12 protein-coding genes and 1 pseudogene are annotated in these 16,459 nt (G+C 53.8%); 10 read left to right on the forward strand and 3 right to left on the reverse strand.

Annotation, left to right across the window (positions count from 1 at the left end; genetic code table 11):
• Positions 1 to 400: 400 nt before the first annotated feature.
• The 8 genes from DL88_RS08530 (at position 401) to DL88_RS08565 (ending at position 12,997) form a co-directional block, all read left to right on the forward strand.
• Complete coding sequence (locus DL88_RS08530; protein ID WP_034994629.1) at positions 401 to 1,873, forward strand: undecaprenyl-phosphate glucose phosphotransferase; 1,473 nt, start codon at positions 401 to 403, stop codon at positions 1,871 to 1,873.
• A gap of 731 nt (positions 1,874 to 2,604) precedes the next feature.
• Positions 2,605 to 3,807, forward strand: coding sequence for a polysaccharide biosynthesis/export family protein (locus DL88_RS08540; RefSeq protein WP_034994631.1), 1,203 nt, complete (start codon positions 2,605 to 2,607; stop codon positions 3,805 to 3,807).
• A gap of 1,685 nt (positions 3,808 to 5,492) precedes the next feature.
• Positions 5,493 to 6,716 (forward strand): WcaI family glycosyltransferase, encoded by a 1,224-nt coding sequence (locus DL88_RS08545; RefSeq protein WP_210165288.1) that lies wholly within the window; start codon positions 5,493 to 5,495, stop codon positions 6,714 to 6,716.
• Between the two features lie 238 nt (positions 6,717 to 6,954).
• Entirely contained in the window at positions 6,955 to 7,086 is a 132-nt protein-coding gene (locus DL88_RS20940) for a hypothetical protein (RefSeq protein ID WP_280949199.1), read from the forward strand.
• 675 nt (positions 7,087 to 7,761) lie between these two features.
• A complete protein-coding gene (locus DL88_RS08550; RefSeq protein WP_051955757.1) occupies positions 7,762 to 9,120 on the forward strand; it encodes a lipopolysaccharide biosynthesis protein in 1,359 nt (452 codons plus the stop codon).
• A 182-nt stretch (positions 9,121 to 9,302) separates the two neighbouring features.
• A complete protein-coding gene (locus DL88_RS08555) occupies positions 9,303 to 10,493 on the forward strand; it encodes a glycosyltransferase family 4 protein (RefSeq protein ID WP_034994632.1) in 1,191 nt (396 codons plus the stop codon).
• A gap of 161 nt (positions 10,494 to 10,654) precedes the next feature.
• The gene (locus DL88_RS08560) at positions 10,655 to 11,989 is read left to right on the forward strand and encodes an FAD-binding oxidoreductase (RefSeq protein WP_034994634.1); all 1,335 of its coding nucleotides are present in this window, start codon (positions 10,655 to 10,657) and stop codon (positions 11,987 to 11,989) included.
• Between the two features lie 240 nt (positions 11,990 to 12,229).
• Positions 12,230 to 12,997 (forward strand): SDR family oxidoreductase, encoded by a 768-nt coding sequence (locus tag DL88_RS08565; protein WP_051955770.1) that lies wholly within the window; start codon positions 12,230 to 12,232, stop codon positions 12,995 to 12,997.
• A gap of 203 nt (positions 12,998 to 13,200) precedes the next feature.
• Here the strand turns inward: DL88_RS08565 and DL88_RS08570 are convergent, their stop codons facing one another.
• Positions 13,201 to 13,764 (reverse strand): HdeD family acid-resistance protein, encoded by a 564-nt coding sequence (locus tag DL88_RS08570; protein WP_034994635.1) that lies wholly within the window; start codon positions 13,762 to 13,764, stop codon positions 13,201 to 13,203.
• 411 nt (positions 13,765 to 14,175) lie between these two features.
• Between DL88_RS08570 and rpe the strand changes: the two genes are divergently transcribed.
• Positions 14,176 to 14,853, forward strand: coding sequence for a ribulose-phosphate 3-epimerase (gene rpe, locus DL88_RS08580; protein ID WP_034994638.1), 678 nt, complete (start codon positions 14,176 to 14,178; stop codon positions 14,851 to 14,853).
• 273 nt (positions 14,854 to 15,126) lie between these two features.
• On the forward strand, positions 15,127 to 15,447 hold the full coding sequence (locus DL88_RS08585) for a hypothetical protein (RefSeq protein ID WP_034994640.1): 321 nt from the start codon (positions 15,127 to 15,129) through the stop codon (positions 15,445 to 15,447).
• Between the two features lie 296 nt (positions 15,448 to 15,743).
• Here DL88_RS08585 and DL88_RS21050 read toward each other — a convergent pair.
• Together DL88_RS21050 and DL88_RS08590 are read right to left on the reverse strand one after the other, a co-directional pair.
• Positions 15,744 to 15,955 (reverse strand): annotated as a pseudogene (locus DL88_RS21050) (glutathione S-transferase family protein); the annotation flags it as partial.
• A 211-nt stretch (positions 15,956 to 16,166) separates the two neighbouring features.
• On the reverse strand, positions 16,167 to 16,459 hold a 293-nt coding region (locus DL88_RS08590), incomplete at its 5' end, for an IS5/IS1182 family transposase (RefSeq protein ID WP_034994642.1).

Here is a 16,459-nt window from a genome sequence, read left to right on the forward strand (position 1 = left end):
TCCAATATTGCCACCTATCCTACTTTACAATTATATAAAATGTAGCGAAGTTATGAGAAATATTATTAGCGTCCCATTCGGCCGAGGAAAGTCAAAGATATTCACTTGCCTTAGCACCACAGATTATATTCCGATCCGGCAGCAAGTCTGTCGGGCGCATTTCCGATCGACACCCGTCACCTCACGCATTTCGGACGAATTTCATGCGGTTTCACAAAATCATAGACGGCCAGATCGATCGTTTCTCAGATCATTTCGCGTAACGCCCGCGTAGATTTCGACGATCGGATCGCTCCTGTCCCGCATTCAAGGCCATAGTCGAAAGCGAAGTCCGACGTGCTTGAGGGTCTGATCCATTAATGCTATGAACCCCTATCGAAACAGAAGTGGACTCAGCTACATGTATTTCGGCCGTGTAAGCGAAATGACGGACCCGGATTCTCATGCCGCACAAGGGTCCTGGATTACCCAACACATCAATATTTCTTATCAGAATATTGAATGGCTCGCAGCCGTCGTCGACATTCTGTTTATCATCCTTGCGAGTGTAGCTGGTGGTGCATTTTATCAATATATCGCCTATGGTGCCGTTGAAGGGGTAGAGGCCAGCTTCAGCATCGGCGTCACCAACAGTCTTCTCTACGCCTATGTCGCGCGATCGCACGGGCTTTATCGTCTTCCTGTCCTGCTTTCCCCATGGCGCCACCTCACCCGCATCCTTTTCTATTGGATAGCTGTCGGCCTTTTCGTCGCGGCGGGCCTATTTCTCCTCAAAGTCGGCAATAATATTTCCCGCGGATCGATCATCTGCATGGGACTTTTGCAGATCAGTCTGCTGATCGGAGCGCGCTTCGTCGAAGAGAAAATCACCCGTTCGATGGTCGCTACCGGTCGTCTGGCGGGGCGTCGCGTCGTGACGATCGGCGAAAGCAGCGAGTTGCAGCGGTTAAGCGGTTCCTATCTCTTCCGCTATTTCGGATTGAAGGAAGTCGCCCGTATTGCCTTGACAGAAGTTGGCGACGTACGCGCCAATGCGTCAGGAGAGAACACCTATTTCGATCAGGCCCTCAATGCTGCGCGCGATCTCGATGCCGAGGAATTCGTCGTCGCCCTGAAATGGAGCAGCCGGCCTCTGCTCGAAACGGTTCGCGACCGTCTTCGGATCTCACCTTTGCCGGTCACGCTTCTGCCGGATCACAATATCCGGTCGATTCTCGGACGGCGCGGGATTGCGACGGGACGCCCCGACGTCTGTCTGGAACTGCAGCGCGCTCCTTTGACCACAACTGAGCGGGCCGCCAAACGATCTCTCGATATCGTCGCTGCCAGCATCGCCATTCTGCTGCTTTCACCGGTGTTTCTCGTCACAGCCCTTGCCATCAAACTCGACAGTTCCGGGCCGATCATCTTCAAGCAACGGCGCAACGGCTTCAATTCCCGCATCTTCCTTATTTATAAATTCCGGACCATGACGGTCATGGAAGATGGGGCGGTCGTGCGCCAGGCACAGCGCAACGACCAGCGTGTGACCCGCGTCGGCGCCTTCCTGCGGCGTTCCAGCATTGATGAATTGCCGCAACTCATCAATGTCCTCAAGGGGGACATGTCGCTCGTCGGTCCAAGACCACACGCCCTTGCCCATGACAATGAATATAAAACCCTCATCGCGAAATATGCCTTCCGGCATCACGTCAAGCCCGGGATGACGGGATGGGCACAGGTCAATGGACTTCGCGGAGAAACGGGACGCCTCGAGCAAATGGTGGAAAGGGTCAAGCTGGACCTCTGGTACATCAATCACTGGTCTCTGGCTTTTGACATCAGCATCCTGATCCGCACCTGTTTCGAAGTTTTACGGAACCGGGCTTACTAAGATGCTGCATCGCCCGGGAAATCGGACTCACGGGCAATGATCACTTTTTGGTAAAGGCCTGAATTACTTCTGGAAAGTGGCTTCCATCCTTCGCCTCGATACTGTCAGGGCGTTATCTAACATCAGACCCGAAGAGAGACGCCACTTTGGGGTAAATTTTGAGAGTCTGCAAAGAGTTAGAATTTCACGGACAATCTCGCTCGAACTTCGAATGCTCTAATGGGAGCCCTTGGCACGACGCCAGGCGCTTATGTGCCGACAAGGAAAGCTTCCAGCCCCTCCCACTTCCTGATGATCCTGCGCAACACAAGGAGATAGTTCTGTCTGCGGAGCAGAATTTCTCCCTCGCAAAGCCTTACCATCGGGTCCTTTTGAGTTTTTCCCTTTCCTGACGGAAAAGTTGCGAGACATAATATCGCGTCCTCGAGTATTTTCGATTTGAGTGACATTATCGAAGGACGCAAAAAGCGTGAGAATGCTCTATGCTTGAGCATTATTACTCGGTATAATTCGTACCAAGCAATGTACGACTTATAGTTAACAAGGAAAATAATCTCTTTATCTCTTCCATTTGTTTTAAAGAATCCTTATCGTTTTCAGCTATCCGCTGTGGCAGCTCCGCCACAACCGGCTGATTATTTAGCCGAATAGACAAGTGATCGCGTAAGCATGGGGTAGCTCCCGCGATCACAACGCGTTATGAGTCTCGAGCTTTACAATTGGGGTTGGTTATGTCGGCGTTTCGATGGGTTGCTTTAACCGGCCTTGCGCTTTCTCTTCTTCCGGCCGGCGGCTGTTCCTTCTTTCCGGTGAACGGTCCGTCCTCCGCCAATATTGATGCGCAATCATCGCCGACTGTTCCCTATGGGCTTGTCAAACTTTCCCCCGAAGTGGTCGATGTTCTGGCAGCCTTCGAGCCAAAGGGGCTTGCGGGCACATTCACCGATCGAAAACCGTCATCCAATATCAAATTCGGCATTGGCGACGTCGTAAGTGTCACGATTTTCGAGGCCGCAGCAGGCGGCCTGTACATTCCTCTTGAAGCGGGCGTGCGGCCTGGCAATTTCGTTTCTCTCCCTGATCAGGTCGTCGATAATGACGGCAATATCACGGTCCCTTACGCCGGTGCGATCAAGGCCGCGGGCCGAACCAATGTCCAGATTCAAAACGATATTGTAACGCGAATCAAAAACAGGGCGATCGAGCCGCAAGCGGTGGTCGCGCTTTCGCAGCAGCGCACCTCGCTCATCAGCGTGATCGGTGAAGTCAACACGCCTTTGCGTTTCGCCATGCCTGCGGCCGGTGCTGGTGACCGCATACTCGACGCCATTACCCGCGCCGGCGGCATCAAGGGCCAGGGCTATGAAAGCTGGGTCATGCTTGAACGTGACCACAAAAGGGCAACAGTCCCGTTTGAAAATCTGGTCATGAATGCGTCGAATAATATATTCGTGCAGCCTGGCGACCGCATATACGTCTATCGCGAGCAACAGAAGTTTATTGCGTTCGGCGCGACAGGCACGCAAGGGCAATTCGCGTTCGATGCCTGGCGTATCAACCTCGCAGAAGGTGTCGCCAAAGCGGCCGGCCTCGTCGATCAGCAGGCAGATTCAACATCAGTCTATCTCTATCGAAGAGAGCCTCGGAGCGTAGCGCAACGCCTGGGTGTGGATCTCAGCAATATTCATGATGAACTCGTGCCAGTGATCTTTACCGTCAATTTGCGTGATCCTGGCGGATATTTCCTCGCGACGCGCATGCAGTTGCGCAATCAGGATATTCTCTTCGTCGCCAACGCCCAATCTTACGAAATCGACAAGTTCCTGTCCTTTGTCAACCATGTGGCTCTCACCGCCTATTCGGTGGAATCGCCAATCGCTGGTGGCGCCATTACCCGCGCCAATCTTGTCGGTCGAGCCGTGGTTGCTCCCTAGCCATCAGCTGCATCATTTGCCTGATATGCTCGCAAACGTAGCGTGAGGTCGGTTTGCATTGGGTCCGTGCACGATTAAAAACGGCTTTAGAACACTCCTGTTTTTTAACGTGCTTTCGCCCTTCCCCGGCACCAGCAGCATTGACGCCCATCTGGCTGATCACAGCTTTTGTGATCAGTGACCTTTGGTGCAAGCATCACCATCTCGCGTGGACTCAATCGCTAGAAAATTGCGCTTCCGTTGGAAGCGTCGCTCAATGGGAGCCTATCGAGAATATTTTCTCTTTTATTGATAGAAGCCTCCTTCGCCAGGGATCAACAGGCACTCTGCAAACGGAGAATGGTTGCAGCCTGCCAAAACTGATCGGCGCGGTCGACAGCAAACGCGCTTCGATTTCTTCACTGCGATGAGCAAGCCTCATTATTACGCAGACTTGGTTTTAATGATTGACTTCGTGCTTGGTTATATCGTTATATACTAAATAAATATATTGATATGCTTCTTCCTTGGAAGAGGCTTACCCGAATAGTCGGATTTCACTCATGTCTCCCTGAGACTAACACCAAGAGCTTGAGAAACCTAACACATTGGGAGGCAGCATCTTGCCGATGCAAGGCGGTGATGCCAACCTCATCTCGGTATCGTCCGCCAATCTTCAATTCACTCTGCCTGTATCCTCTCGTCATCCAGGATTTTTTTCCTTCTTCCCAGGAAATTCGATAACGGCATTTGCAATGCAAGACCATGGCTAGAAGGTCACCGCCACTTCATTGATGCAAGGAGGGCATGTTCATCAATCGATATTCGTGCGGAACAAAAGGAGAGCGGCAATTGCTCTCGACTTGGATGTATCGATTACAACCGCAACCATGGGGCGTTCTAGTCTGGCCGGACACTCTATCCTATCGGATCTTTCAGAGAACTCTCGATTATGTGGGACATTCAAGAATGGCCCGCTCTCACGCGAGTGACAGAAATCCAGTCGATGCTTAGCCCCATCCTGGGTATGAATGAGGATGGCCGCCACCCACCGAGAAACCCGCTGGCGAGCTCAGTAATCACAGGGAGAAACCAATTTTTTGTGAAGTTAGCAACATATTGTCGCCATATAGTCATGATTATAATTCTGCTAACTTGAAACAAATATTTGCACATGAAAGTATATCCAGAACAATATACATACAGCTAATGCTTAGCTGTTGCGCCTGGTGAATTCCGAAATAATCTGCTCTGTTCCATGCGCAATTGTATGTTAATAAAAAAGAAGAAAGAAAGATCGTAGACTGGCTTTATACGCCACGCTGCTGCGATTGCCTGTGGATGCCACCGCCTCAACATGTGCCGAACTGTTCCATTACGGCACAAGTGGTCAGCGCAATTAGAGGAATACAAGCCCCAGTGAGCATGGCTCATTGAGACTTTGCTCTCTGCGTCTGCGGGGTTGCGAACTTGAAGTCGAACCTCATTGATCCCGACAGGTTGGGATCAGTGAGACTTGGTACAAATGGGTGTTTCGTCCCGGCCTCGGGTCGAGACATCAATGACAGGACAGGTTATTAACGGGCCATGCCGTCTCATAACCGCTCTTCCCAGTAAGAATATGGAAGTCCATGCCACCGATATCCTCACTCCCGCCCTCATCACCCGCTGGCGAATATGATAAATCGGAGGTTCTGATTTATGGTATGAATTACGCTCCGGAAATGATCGGGGTTGGACGCTATACCGGCGAAATCGGAGGGCATCTCGCGGCTCAGGGTCATGCGGTCACAGTCATCACGACTCCGCCTCATTATCCCGGATGGCATGTTCCGAAGTCTCATAAAGGGCAAGGTTATTCATCCGAGAAGGTCGGGAAGGTCTCGGTACTGCGCTGCCCCATTCTTCTGCGTAAGAACATGCGCGGCATCTGGCGCCTTCTTGCGCCGCTGTCTTTCGCCATAACCTCAATGCCTCTCGCGCTCTGGCATATTTTCTTTCATCGCCCCACTCTGGTTCTTTGCGTCGAACCGACATTATTCGTCGCCCCGGCAGCTCTCCTCGGAAAGCTCGTGGGTTCGCGCGTCGTGCTTCATGTACAAGATCTGGAAATCGATGCTGCTTTCGCCGTCGGCCACCTCAAAGGTGGTATGGTACTCAATCTGGCTGGCAAGATCGAAACTTGGATTCTGCGCCGTTTCGACGGTCTGATTACCATTTCCGTTCAAATGAAAAAGCGGCTTGTTACCAAGGGGGTTCAACCCGAGCGCATCGATATCGTTCGGAACTGGGTCGATCTCAGCAAGATCAAGCCTCTTGAAGGTGGCAACGGTTTCAGGAAGGAACTTGGTCTCGGCGACGATGATTTCATCGTTCTTTACGCGGGCAATGTTGGAGCCAAACAAGCGCTTCATATCGTTCTCGACGCGGCCCGCATGCTGCTCGAAAATCCCAAGATCCATTTCGTCATTGCTGGCGACGGACCTGTCAAAGCATCGTTGCAACAGCGTTACGGCGATCTGCCGAATGTGCATTTCCTGCCCCTGCAGCCGGAAGAGCGCCTTTGCGAATTGCTGAATCTCGCCAATCTCCACGTGCTCCCGCAGAGCCAGGGAACCGCGGATCTGGTGTTGCCTTCAAAGCTGGGGGGCATGCTGGCCAGTGGCAAACAGCTTCTTGTCACGGCGGATGCCGGGACGGAACTGCATGATGTTCTCCTTGGCACCGCCTTGCTCGTTCCTGCCGGTGACTCGAAGGGAATGGCTGATGCCATCCGTAAACTCGCGGAAGGGGAAGATCTTCCAAATCTCGGTGATGGACGCAAGCTGGCGCAGCTTTTTGGCCGCGACATATGTCTCAGTCGATTTTATCAATATTTTATCGGCGATGAGGAATATCTTGCGGGTGAACCATCCATGCGGAAAATCTGACTGGCTTTCCCCAAATGATCAGGCGTTGGTGATGATCGGAGCTCCCGCTTGTGTGCTCTGGCCGCCATCGTAAAGAATTTCTGTAGACTGCTGGATCAGAGACCGGCCGTACTATGCAAAAAGGCAGCGCCAGCCTTGACCTTGAAATCATTGCGGTCAAGCGATGACGTGAAAAATTTGCTCTTCCGCTTTGGTGCCTCCAAAGCATGGACTGGCAAAAGGCCGCTTCCGCGACGCGTTGGCTCTCCGAACGGGCGCCAATACTTCCAACCTCGAAAGATTGCGCGTCACGCTGCGCCAGATTTACGTCTTCGCGCAAGCGACCCAGCGCGATATTCCACACGCTCATGAGGCCATTCCGCATGGCTGAGATTTCTTGTTCCCAAAGCCTATCACCCTGACGGCGTGTTTTCTCCTTTCGGCATCGAAGGCAATCCGCAAGACGATCAGCGCGAGACTTATGATCTCGTGTTCATGTAGTTTGCTCTCGCGCATGCCGATCGGCTGATCAAAGATTCAAATCCGCTGCCTCCATGCAATCACGGTTTGCCACAATATGGTCGAAGCCAGCCTGCAGATTGGCGCACACCCGATGCATACTTGCTGGAAGCAGCCGCTTCGTCACGGCGTAATCGCCCCGTCATGACGGCAAGCGAAAAGGGCGGTGATTTTTACGTCAAAACAGGGTTCGACGAATTGGAATCACAAGCCATGCTCCCTGTTTTGTAAACGCATCAAACCTGGAAGCGGCATCTGCTCTTGGGTTTGATGTTTTAATATACCACTATCCCGAAGGAATAAGGTGGCACACTCTTATAAATCATTGGAATAAAATGATTTATAAGAACAGAGCCCGAATTCCAGCGGAATTCAGGTATACTAAGTCTCGATGAATATGACTCATTGAGGCTTGCCTCCGCGACTGCAAGGCATAAGGCAAATTCTGGGATCTCGTCCTGCACAACCGGAACGAAAAGTTTCTGTCTGTTCAAGGGCTTTCTTACATAACCTGAGAACAGGTTCGAACGGTGGCAGAGTTTCGGATATGATTGGTCAACTCGTTGGGTCGCGCTCTTTTCAACGGCTCGCCTCGAATTTCGGTGCGCAGATCTTTAATCAATGCGTCACGATCGGCGTTCAGATCCTGCTCGTCCCGGTCCTGCTGCATGCCTGGGGCAAAGAGCATTATGGTACCTGGCTGCTGCTCGCCGCCATACCCACTTATCTGACCTTCAGCGATTTCGGTTTCACATTCATCGCAAAGAACGAAATGACGATGAAGGTCGCATCAGGCGACCGGTCAGGCGCACTGACAATCTATCAAAGCGTCTTCATGCTGTTGAACATGGTTGTCATCATGGTGATTTCTCTCGCCGTGCTGCTCGTTTTCTCGATCCGGATCGGAGGCCTTTTCAATCTCGGTGATGTCGACGAGCAGACCGCCAAGATGGTCTTGCTGATCCTCATCACCACCGTCATCTTCTACCAATATTTCCTGCTTTTTTCCGGGGGCATGCGTTCAGAAGGCAAGCCCGCAGAAGAAACGAGCTGGAATGCGCTCGGCCGCCTTTGCGAGGGCATCGCGACCGGCATGACCGCGTTGCTCGGCGGAGATCTCATTGCCGCCGCAATCGCCATTCTTATCAACCGCCTGGTTTTCAACGCCTTCCTGTTTCTCCGTCTGCGTGGACTTGCCTCGTATCTCGTGCTCGGGTGGAAACATGCCTCTCGCGATGAGATCAAACGTCTCTTCAATCCCTCCGTCAGCTATATGTTCGTTTCCATCGCGCAGGCCCTCATGATACAGGGGCCGGTCATCGTCCTCGGGGCGCTCGCTCCCGTCACCCAGGTCGTGATATTTTCAACGTCGCGAACCCTGGCGCGCCTTGGGACCTCCGCCTCGAATATTCTCAATTTCTCGGTGATTCCCGAATATTCCCGCATTTACGGGTTGAAGGAAATGGAACGATTCCTCCATTTCATCAAAATCCACTTTGCTCTGACCATCGCCGGCGCGATCGCCTATGTCATCATTATGGAAACCTTTGGCGGGATCGTCATGGATTATTGGACGAATGACATCGTCAAGGCCCCTCAGCCATTCTTCACGCTGCTCGTCCTATCAGTCTTCGCGGAAATGGTCTGGTCGGCTTTGTTTACGCCTCTCAGCGCGGTCAACCAGCATATTTCGGTCTCCTATAGTTTCGCCACGCTAAGCTGTATTGGCATTGTCTTGTGTTATGTACTCGTTCAATATTTCAGTCTGACCGGGACCGCGGTGGCGCTGATGAGCGTGCATTGGGGCATGATCTTCGTCACGGCCTATGCCCTTTTGCAGCGCTATCCCCGTCGCCCGCAGACCGTCATGACGCAAGATTCTCCCAGCGAGAACATCGCGCGCTAGAGCGTTTCGGAATTATCCGGAAACGCTCCACTCAAAAAACGGGGCATTTTTAGGATGATGGAACCGCGAAGCGATTCAACCTTATCGGAAAATGCTCTCGGCACCGTTAAGGCAGAACCATCGATATTCTCCCTCTCGCCGAGAAGCCATCTTTGTGGAACTTCGGGTTTTGGATTTAGAACATGGCAATGGTGTTTCCGTTTTCCACCGATAACCGGACACGTGTGATTCTCTCCGGCCTTGCCACCTATTCAAAGATCGGCGGATTACAGCAATTCAACCGCCGCCTCGTCAGGAACCTTGCCGCGCGGGCACAGGACAAGCGGACCTCAACCGAGGCAATCGGTTTGTTTTACGAGGATCGCGCGACAGTCCCGCCAAATATTGAAGGCATGACCATCCATACTTCCGAGCGGAACCGCGTCTTCGCATTCAAAACGCTCTGGACTGCTGTTACCAAGGGCGATGTCCTGCTCATTGCACATATTAATTTGTTGCCGCTTGCCGCACTCATCCACTGCCTGCGTCCGCGCATGCCGATCATTTTGTTCGTCCATGGCATCGAGGTCTGGAATCTCCCCACTTTTCGAAGAAGAAAGTGGTACGAGCCTCTGCTGGTAAAATGCCTCACGCGGGTCGCCTCGGTGAGCCAATTTACCGCTGATATAATGGCGCGCGAATTTCGCGTTCCGAAAAGCAAATTCAGGTTGCTGCCTAATGCGGTCGATAGTGCCGAGACGCCTGCCACCCTCCCTGCTGCTTCCCTAGGAAAACCCGCCGGCACTCCGACGATTCTCAGTGTCGCCCGCCTCAATCGCGTCGATCGTGCGAAGAATTTCGACAAGGTTATCAGGGCCGTCGCCCTCTTCTCCGAACGCCTGCCGCAGGTACGCTATGAGATCGTCGGCGACGGCGACCTTCGGCCGGAACTCGAGGCGCTCGCCCGCGAGCTCAAAATCGATCATCAGATTCATTTTCTCGGACGCCTCTCCGACACGGAACTCGCTTCCGCCTATGAACGTGCATCCGTCTTCATCATGCCCTCGACGAAGGAAGGGTTCGGCATCGTCTATCTTGAAGCCTGGCAATATGGCGTGCCGGTCATTTGCGCCGATGTCGGGGCCCCGAAGGAATTGATCGACGATGGCGTCGACGGTTTCGCCGTCGATCCGGAAAATATCGAGATGGTGGCAGATCGCCTCGAACGCATTCTGAGCGATAAAGAGAGCTCGCTTCGGATGGGCGCGAATGGCCGTCACAAGGTCGAAACCCGTTATTCCAATGCAAGTTTTCGGGCGAACCTCGACCAGATTCTGGATGAGGTCCTGGAAACCGGCTCTTCGAAAAAAATGGTCGCTCATACGTCCAAATGAGGAAGGGTGTCAGACACCAGCACGGCCATCCGTTCTCTTCCTTTTGATTGGCAAAACCGAAAGCGGCAAATATACAGAAGCCGTCATTGGTCTCGCAGCAGGCGATTTCGCCGACGATCTGCCCGGCCGCACCTGTGCATTTTCAAGAATAAGGCGACCTCATGGAACTGAGCGGCTGGGCCCGTTATCCGCGCTTCGATTCCACTCTCTTCGCACCCGCGACCAAGGCCGAGGTTCTGGCGATCGAACAGAAACTCGCGCATTACATCGCTCGCGGCAATGGCCGCTCCTACGGCGATGCGGCGATCGGGTCGAGAGCCAGCATCTCGATGCTTGGCCTCAATCGATTTGGTGCGTTCGACCCCGAGACGCATCTCCTGACCGTCGAAGCCGGTGTCCTTCTCGCCGACGTCATCGCGACCTATTTGCCCAAAGGCTATTTCCCGCCGGTCGTTCCGGGCACGAAATTCGCCACGATCGGCGGCATGATCGCCGCCGACGTGCACGGCAAGAACCATTACCGGGTCGGCAGTTTCGGCAACCATGTTCAATCGCTGCATCTGGCACTTCCCTCGGGAGAAGTGGTTTTCTGCTCGAAAGAAGAGAATCGGGATCTGTTCGATGCCACCATCGGCGGCATGGGGCTGACAGGCACGATACTCGACGCGACCTTCCCCCTGATCAACGTACCAAGCGGCTGGATCCAGGAAGAAACGATCGTCGCCCCCAATCTCGAGGCAGCGCTCGACCTTCTGTCGAACCACACCGAAGCAGCCTATAGTTCCGCCTGGATCGATTGTCTTTCGACCGGCAAGTCGCTCGGCCGTTCTCTTGTCCATCTCGGCGAACATGCAAGACCGATCGTCGTCGAGGAATTAAAGCCCGGCGCCGATCTTTTTCCCCAGCCGAGCGTCGATACTCTCACCCTGCCCCTCGAGTTTCCGTCCTTCACGCTCAATCGCCTGAGTGTTGCAGCCTTCAACGCCCTGCAATATCGCAAGGGCGCTTTGACCGCCGGCGTTCCGCTCCTCAAAGGGATCGATACGTTTTTCTGCCCGCTCGACGGCCTGATCGAATGGAACCGCATTTACGGCAAACGCGGCTTCATTCAGCATCAATCCCTTATTCCGAATGAGAAGGCGCCAACTGTCCTCGCCGAAATATTGCGCCGCTTCGCGGTGCGGGGAAATGCTTCGTTCCTTGCGAGCCTCAAGAAACTGGGCCCCGCCTCATCCGGTCTGCTGTCTTTTCCGAGCCCCGGTTATACATTGTCGCTCGATCTTTCGATCGATCGCGGATTATTCGAATTCCTCGACGAGATCGACGCCCTTGTCATCAAGGCAGGCGGAAGAATCTATCTCGCCAAGGATGCCCGTCAGTCGCCACAAACTCTCGTGGCAGGCTATCCGGGTCTCGAACGCTTCCGCGCGATTCGTGCCAAGGTCGATCCCGATTCGCTTCTGACCTCCCGCATGTCCGAACGCCTGGGTCTCTGACATCTCTTTGCGAAAGCAAGAGACAGAGCTCCGCATAGGAGAATTGGGAAAAGCGGGATACGCGTCGATCCGAACCTATTCCGCTTTGAAACCGTTTGGAGGAATCCGAACGGTTCCACAAAAAGGCTTCAGAGCCGCCGCGGCTACCACCCGGCGTCACCCATTATTAAACCCGGAATCCTGCTCGCCCCCGAGAGGATCTCCGCCACCGAACTTTAACGATCATTGGGGCGGTTCGATTTGGCACATCTTCCTGAAAACTCCCCGACCGATCCGCAATCCCTGCTGGTGATCGGCGGCACATCCGATATCGGCCGCGCCTGCGCCTTACGGTTTGCGGAAGCGGGATATACAATTCTGCTTGCCGGCAACGATGCGGAAAGCCTGGCGCGCGAGGCGGATGACATCAAAGCACGCAGCGGCGCCGCAGTTTCCCTGCATTCGCTCGACATTCTCAAGACGGAGACTTTTACCGATTTCATCGCGCAATTGCCCGTCCTGCCGGATATCGTCCTGACTGCAGAAGAATGCACCGGTGATCAGCATAAAGCGGAAAGTGACCTCGATTATTCAAGCATGATCATGCGTGCGAATTTCGAGAGTCCGGCGCTCCTGCTCGGCCTCTTCGCTGAGAAATTCACTGCGAGAAATTCCGGTGTTCTCATTGGCGTGAGTTCAGTGGCCGGCGACCGTGGATGCGCGCGCAATTACGTCTACGGAGCAGCCAAAGCCGGGTTGAATGCCTTTCTCTCAGGACTGCGTAATCGCTTCGGCAATTCCGAAATACGGGTCGTAACCGTGAAACCTGGTTTCGTGCGGACTGGTCCGATCGAAAACGTCTCGTTGCCCAGGTTCCTGACGGCCGAGCCACGCCAGGTCGCGCAATCCGTCTATCGCGCCGCGGTCACGCACCGGCGTGACGTCGTTTACGCAAAATCGATCTGGTGTCTGGTGAGCGCGATTATTGCCGTGATCCCGGAATCCCTCTTCAAGCGCATGCATCTCTGAAAACATGCGCCGCGATTAGCGGTGCATGTTCCTTCTTTGCCATCATGTCTTGGTGAGCATGCCCTTAAGCTTTGTATGATATCCGGTATCAATGAGGATGATCATTGATACCGGGTTCCCCATGACTGCGAGGCAACGGCTTTCAAGCCGGACTTCATTGATCTCGACAGTTGGGATCAATGAGCTTGGGAAGCGCCCCCTCGTCAGGCAGTCGCGTTGCCTGGGCGAGGCTGCAAGGCCAGGAGCAGCCAGCCGACCCCCTGGAAAAGCATATCGAACCCGAGCAGATAACCAAGAACGAAGAGGCCACTGACTGGCCAGCCGAACAGAATGATAAGTCCGGCGATCACGCCAAATATGCCGGATAAGGCCAGAGGCCAGCCAAACTGGGACCAGAAGATGGTGCCGAGGTAGAGCCGTACGAAACCGGAAACCAGCAGCACCACACCGAGGACATAGGTGAGGACCAAAGATCCTGCGACCGGTTGCGTGACGAGCATCACGCCGCCGATGACGTAAAGTATACCAAGAATGATATGCCAGAAAAAGCCACCCCAGCCCTTCGTCCAGAAGGCGTGAAAGACTTCATAGACACCCGCGACAATGGCACAAGCACCGATGATAACAGTGCTGATGAGTGTCGCGACGATGACATCGCCAAGAATGAAAAAACCGGCAACGATGAACACGACACCCAAAAGGATACGTGCCCATAAAGGCACCTGTGCCTGAGCGTTCAACGCAGAAGATGAATTCAAACTCATCATAAAAACTCCTTGTCCCACCTTAAAAAAGATCGCACGAATCGATTGTTCGCATTGCTGACTGTTCGAGGCCGTAGCAAAGAGGCTGCTCGTTTCTGGTCGGCCAAATCATCGGGCCCAGACTATTTCTGCTTCAAGGTGAATCGCGACACAATTTAAAGTGCTTGAAAATACGCTTGCTTATGCCAAATCGTTCGAGCATCGCAAAAGCTGCCGCACCCAAGAATGCAGCCCGGGCCGAGGGCGCCCAACTCTGCCAACGACCAATATCCAAGAGAATATTATAAACGACGTCCTGGAAAGGCCTATGGCTTTCCACGTCGCTCTTTCCCATGTCGCTTTGCATTGGGCCGACTCTTGCACTATCCCATGATTGATCGATCGCGGCAACAAACGAGCCGCCCCGGAGGCGCAATGAATTCCCTTGTAATAGCTCCCTCGATCCTCTCGGCGGATTTCGCCAAGCTCGGCGAGGAAGTGCGCGCTATTGCCGCTGCCGGCGCCGATTGGGTGCATGTCGATGTCATGGACGGCCATTTCGTGCCCAATATCACCATCGGGCCGGCCGTCGTCGCGGCGCTGCGTCCGCATACGTCGATCCCTTTCGACGTACATCTCATGATTGCTCCCTGCGATCCTTTTCTTACCGCCTTTGCCGAAGCGGGCGCTGACCTCATCTCGATCCATGTCGAGACTGGCCCGCACCTGCACGGCTCATTGCAGGCGATCAAGGCGCTCGGCAAACAGGCGGGTGTCGTACTCAATCCGGCGACGCCGATCGACACGGTCGCGCATGTGCTCGATCTGATCGACCTCGTCCTGGTAATGTCAGTCAATCCGGGTTTCGGAGGACAGGCTTTCATTCCTGCAGCCATCGACAAAGTCGCGGGGCTAAAACGCATGATCGGCGAGCGGCCGATCCGTATCGAGGTCGATGGCGGCATCAATCCCGAAACCGCCCGGCAAGTCGTCGAGGCTGGTGCCGATACGCTGGTCGCAGGTTCAGCCGTGTTCAAGGGCGGCCCTGAACACTACGGCCAGAATATCCATGCGATTCGCGCCGGCGCACTTGCCAGAGGCCAGGCGGCCTGAAGCCGCAACAGAAAAAATCTCACCTTCCGGCGCGTCTTCCACACTGCTTGAGCTGGACCAATTCTTGATTGTCGCATCTCGAGCCTGAAGCGTCACTGCGCTTTGGGCTTGACGTGTTGCAAAAGAACCAGAGCGTTTCGGACCTATCCGGACACGCTCCGCTCAGAAAAATCAGAGCATGTTCGGATGTGTCCGATCTGCTCCACTTTTAAGAAGGGAGCCTTTTCGAAAAAGGAGAGGCTCTGAAGCGGCGCAGCGAACAGAGGATCTATCGTGAGCAATATTGCCTATTGGCTGAATTTCAGGATCGAGGACAATGATGTCGTCCGTAAACCCAATCAGAAAAGGCGCTACGAAGACCTCGTGGAAATCGTCGAGGAATATGCGCTGACCTGGTGGCGGCAAAGCCCTTCGCTTTATATTTTCGACACCAATGTCGACATGGACCATATGGCCCCGTTGTTCAAGAAATGCATCAATCCAGAATGCGATTTCTTTATCCTGGGACAGCTCGGCAAGGAAAACGTCAAAATATACGGCAAATATAACGACAAGGACATCTTCAAGGTCATGCCGTATATGCAGGAATTGTAAGCGAACTGTTCGCTAGCAAGGGCATCACCCGAGAGCACCAGCCGCTCTCTCCGCCTCTTCCCTGAAACCATCGGGCCATAGACGAAAATCGTCTTCAGCCCGATGGTATCCTAAGGGCAGCATTAAAGTTCAAAATTCAACATCGAGCTTTTCTATTTCATTAGGCTCGCGCAGCATCGATCCATTCGACCATTTCGGGCCTGGCGACACTCTGCTCGCAAAAGACGCTGCAATCAGCATCGAGCGGGACGTGACAGGTGAGGAAGTGCCTCACCGCTGCGGATACATAGTGAAGCCGTGGGCCACTCACCCACAAGAAACGGACCGCCATCTCGGCTGAAACAATCACGCCAGATCTCGACAATACGATCGATATCGTTCCGGGCCCGTTCCCAGATTTTGAAATTGGGAAAATCCCCCATCAAATTCACTGGCAAGGCCGAGCGCAGCGCAAAAAGCCCGATTGCACCTCGCCACAGATTGATCGGCAATGCGCCCTCTCTGCCCTACCCACCTGTAGTTCCTATCTGACGCGATCAAAATGGTTTTCATCACACGGCCCCGGGGGAACAGGACATAGAGAGAGGCGATGTAAAACGCTCTCGCTTTATCTCCCAGCCGCTCGATCAGGGCGACAAGAAATGGACTGGCACGATCAATATTGCGAGAACAAGTTACTTCATTCACGATTGGAATATGCCCGTTCTGGCTAGGGTGTGTTAGCGCTTGATCCATTCATTGGTTGCGGCGAGACAGAGGATGCCGAGGAAGGAGCAGGCAGTTTTTTCGTAGCGTGTGGCAATAGCCCGCCATTCTTTCAATCTGGCCCAGAGGTTCTCGACGGTAGACCGATTGTTGTAGATCCAGTCAGGGCAGGCAACCGGCGCTTCGTTGCGTTTGTGTGGGATGGCTGGGCGTGCGCCCCTATCCCGGATGAGAGTGCGGAACGCGTGCGAGGCATAACCTTTATCACCGACGATCCAGCCGGGGATATCCGGCAGGCAATCGATCA

This window comes from Beijerinckia mobilis (assembly GCF_000745425.1).
GTDB classification, from domain to species: Bacteria; Pseudomonadota; Alphaproteobacteria; order Rhizobiales; family Beijerinckiaceae; genus Beijerinckia; species Beijerinckia mobilis.

What these genes read in the sequence shown, in the direction of transcription:
- DL88_RS08545 (WP_210165288.1), top strand. Translation starts at nt 5,493, where the DNA reads ATGAATTACGCTCCGGAAATGATCGGGGTTGGACGCTATACCGGCGAA.
- DL88_RS08540 (WP_034994631.1), top strand. Translation starts at nt 2,605, where the DNA reads ATGTCGGCGTTTCGATGGGTTGCTTTAACCGGCCTTGCGCTTTCTCTT.
- rpe (WP_034994638.1), top strand. Translation starts at nt 14,176, where the DNA reads ATGAATTCCCTTGTAATAGCTCCCTCGATCCTCTCGGCGGATTTCGCC.
- DL88_RS08530 (WP_034994629.1), top strand. Translation starts at nt 401, where the DNA reads ATGTATTTCGGCCGTGTAAGCGAAATGACGGACCCGGATTCTCATGCC.
- DL88_RS08555 (WP_034994632.1), top strand. Translation starts at nt 9,303, where the DNA reads ATGGCAATGGTGTTTCCGTTTTCCACCGATAACCGGACACGTGTGATT.
- DL88_RS08560 (WP_034994634.1), top strand. Translation starts at nt 10,655, where the DNA reads ATGGAACTGAGCGGCTGGGCCCGTTATCCGCGCTTCGATTCCACTCTC.
- DL88_RS08570 (WP_034994635.1), bottom strand. Translation starts at nt 13,764, where the DNA reads ATGATGAGTTTGAATTCATCTTCTGCGTTGAACGCTCAGGCACAGGTG.
- DL88_RS08550 (WP_051955757.1), top strand. Translation starts at nt 7,762, where the DNA reads ATGATTGGTCAACTCGTTGGGTCGCGCTCTTTTCAACGGCTCGCCTCG.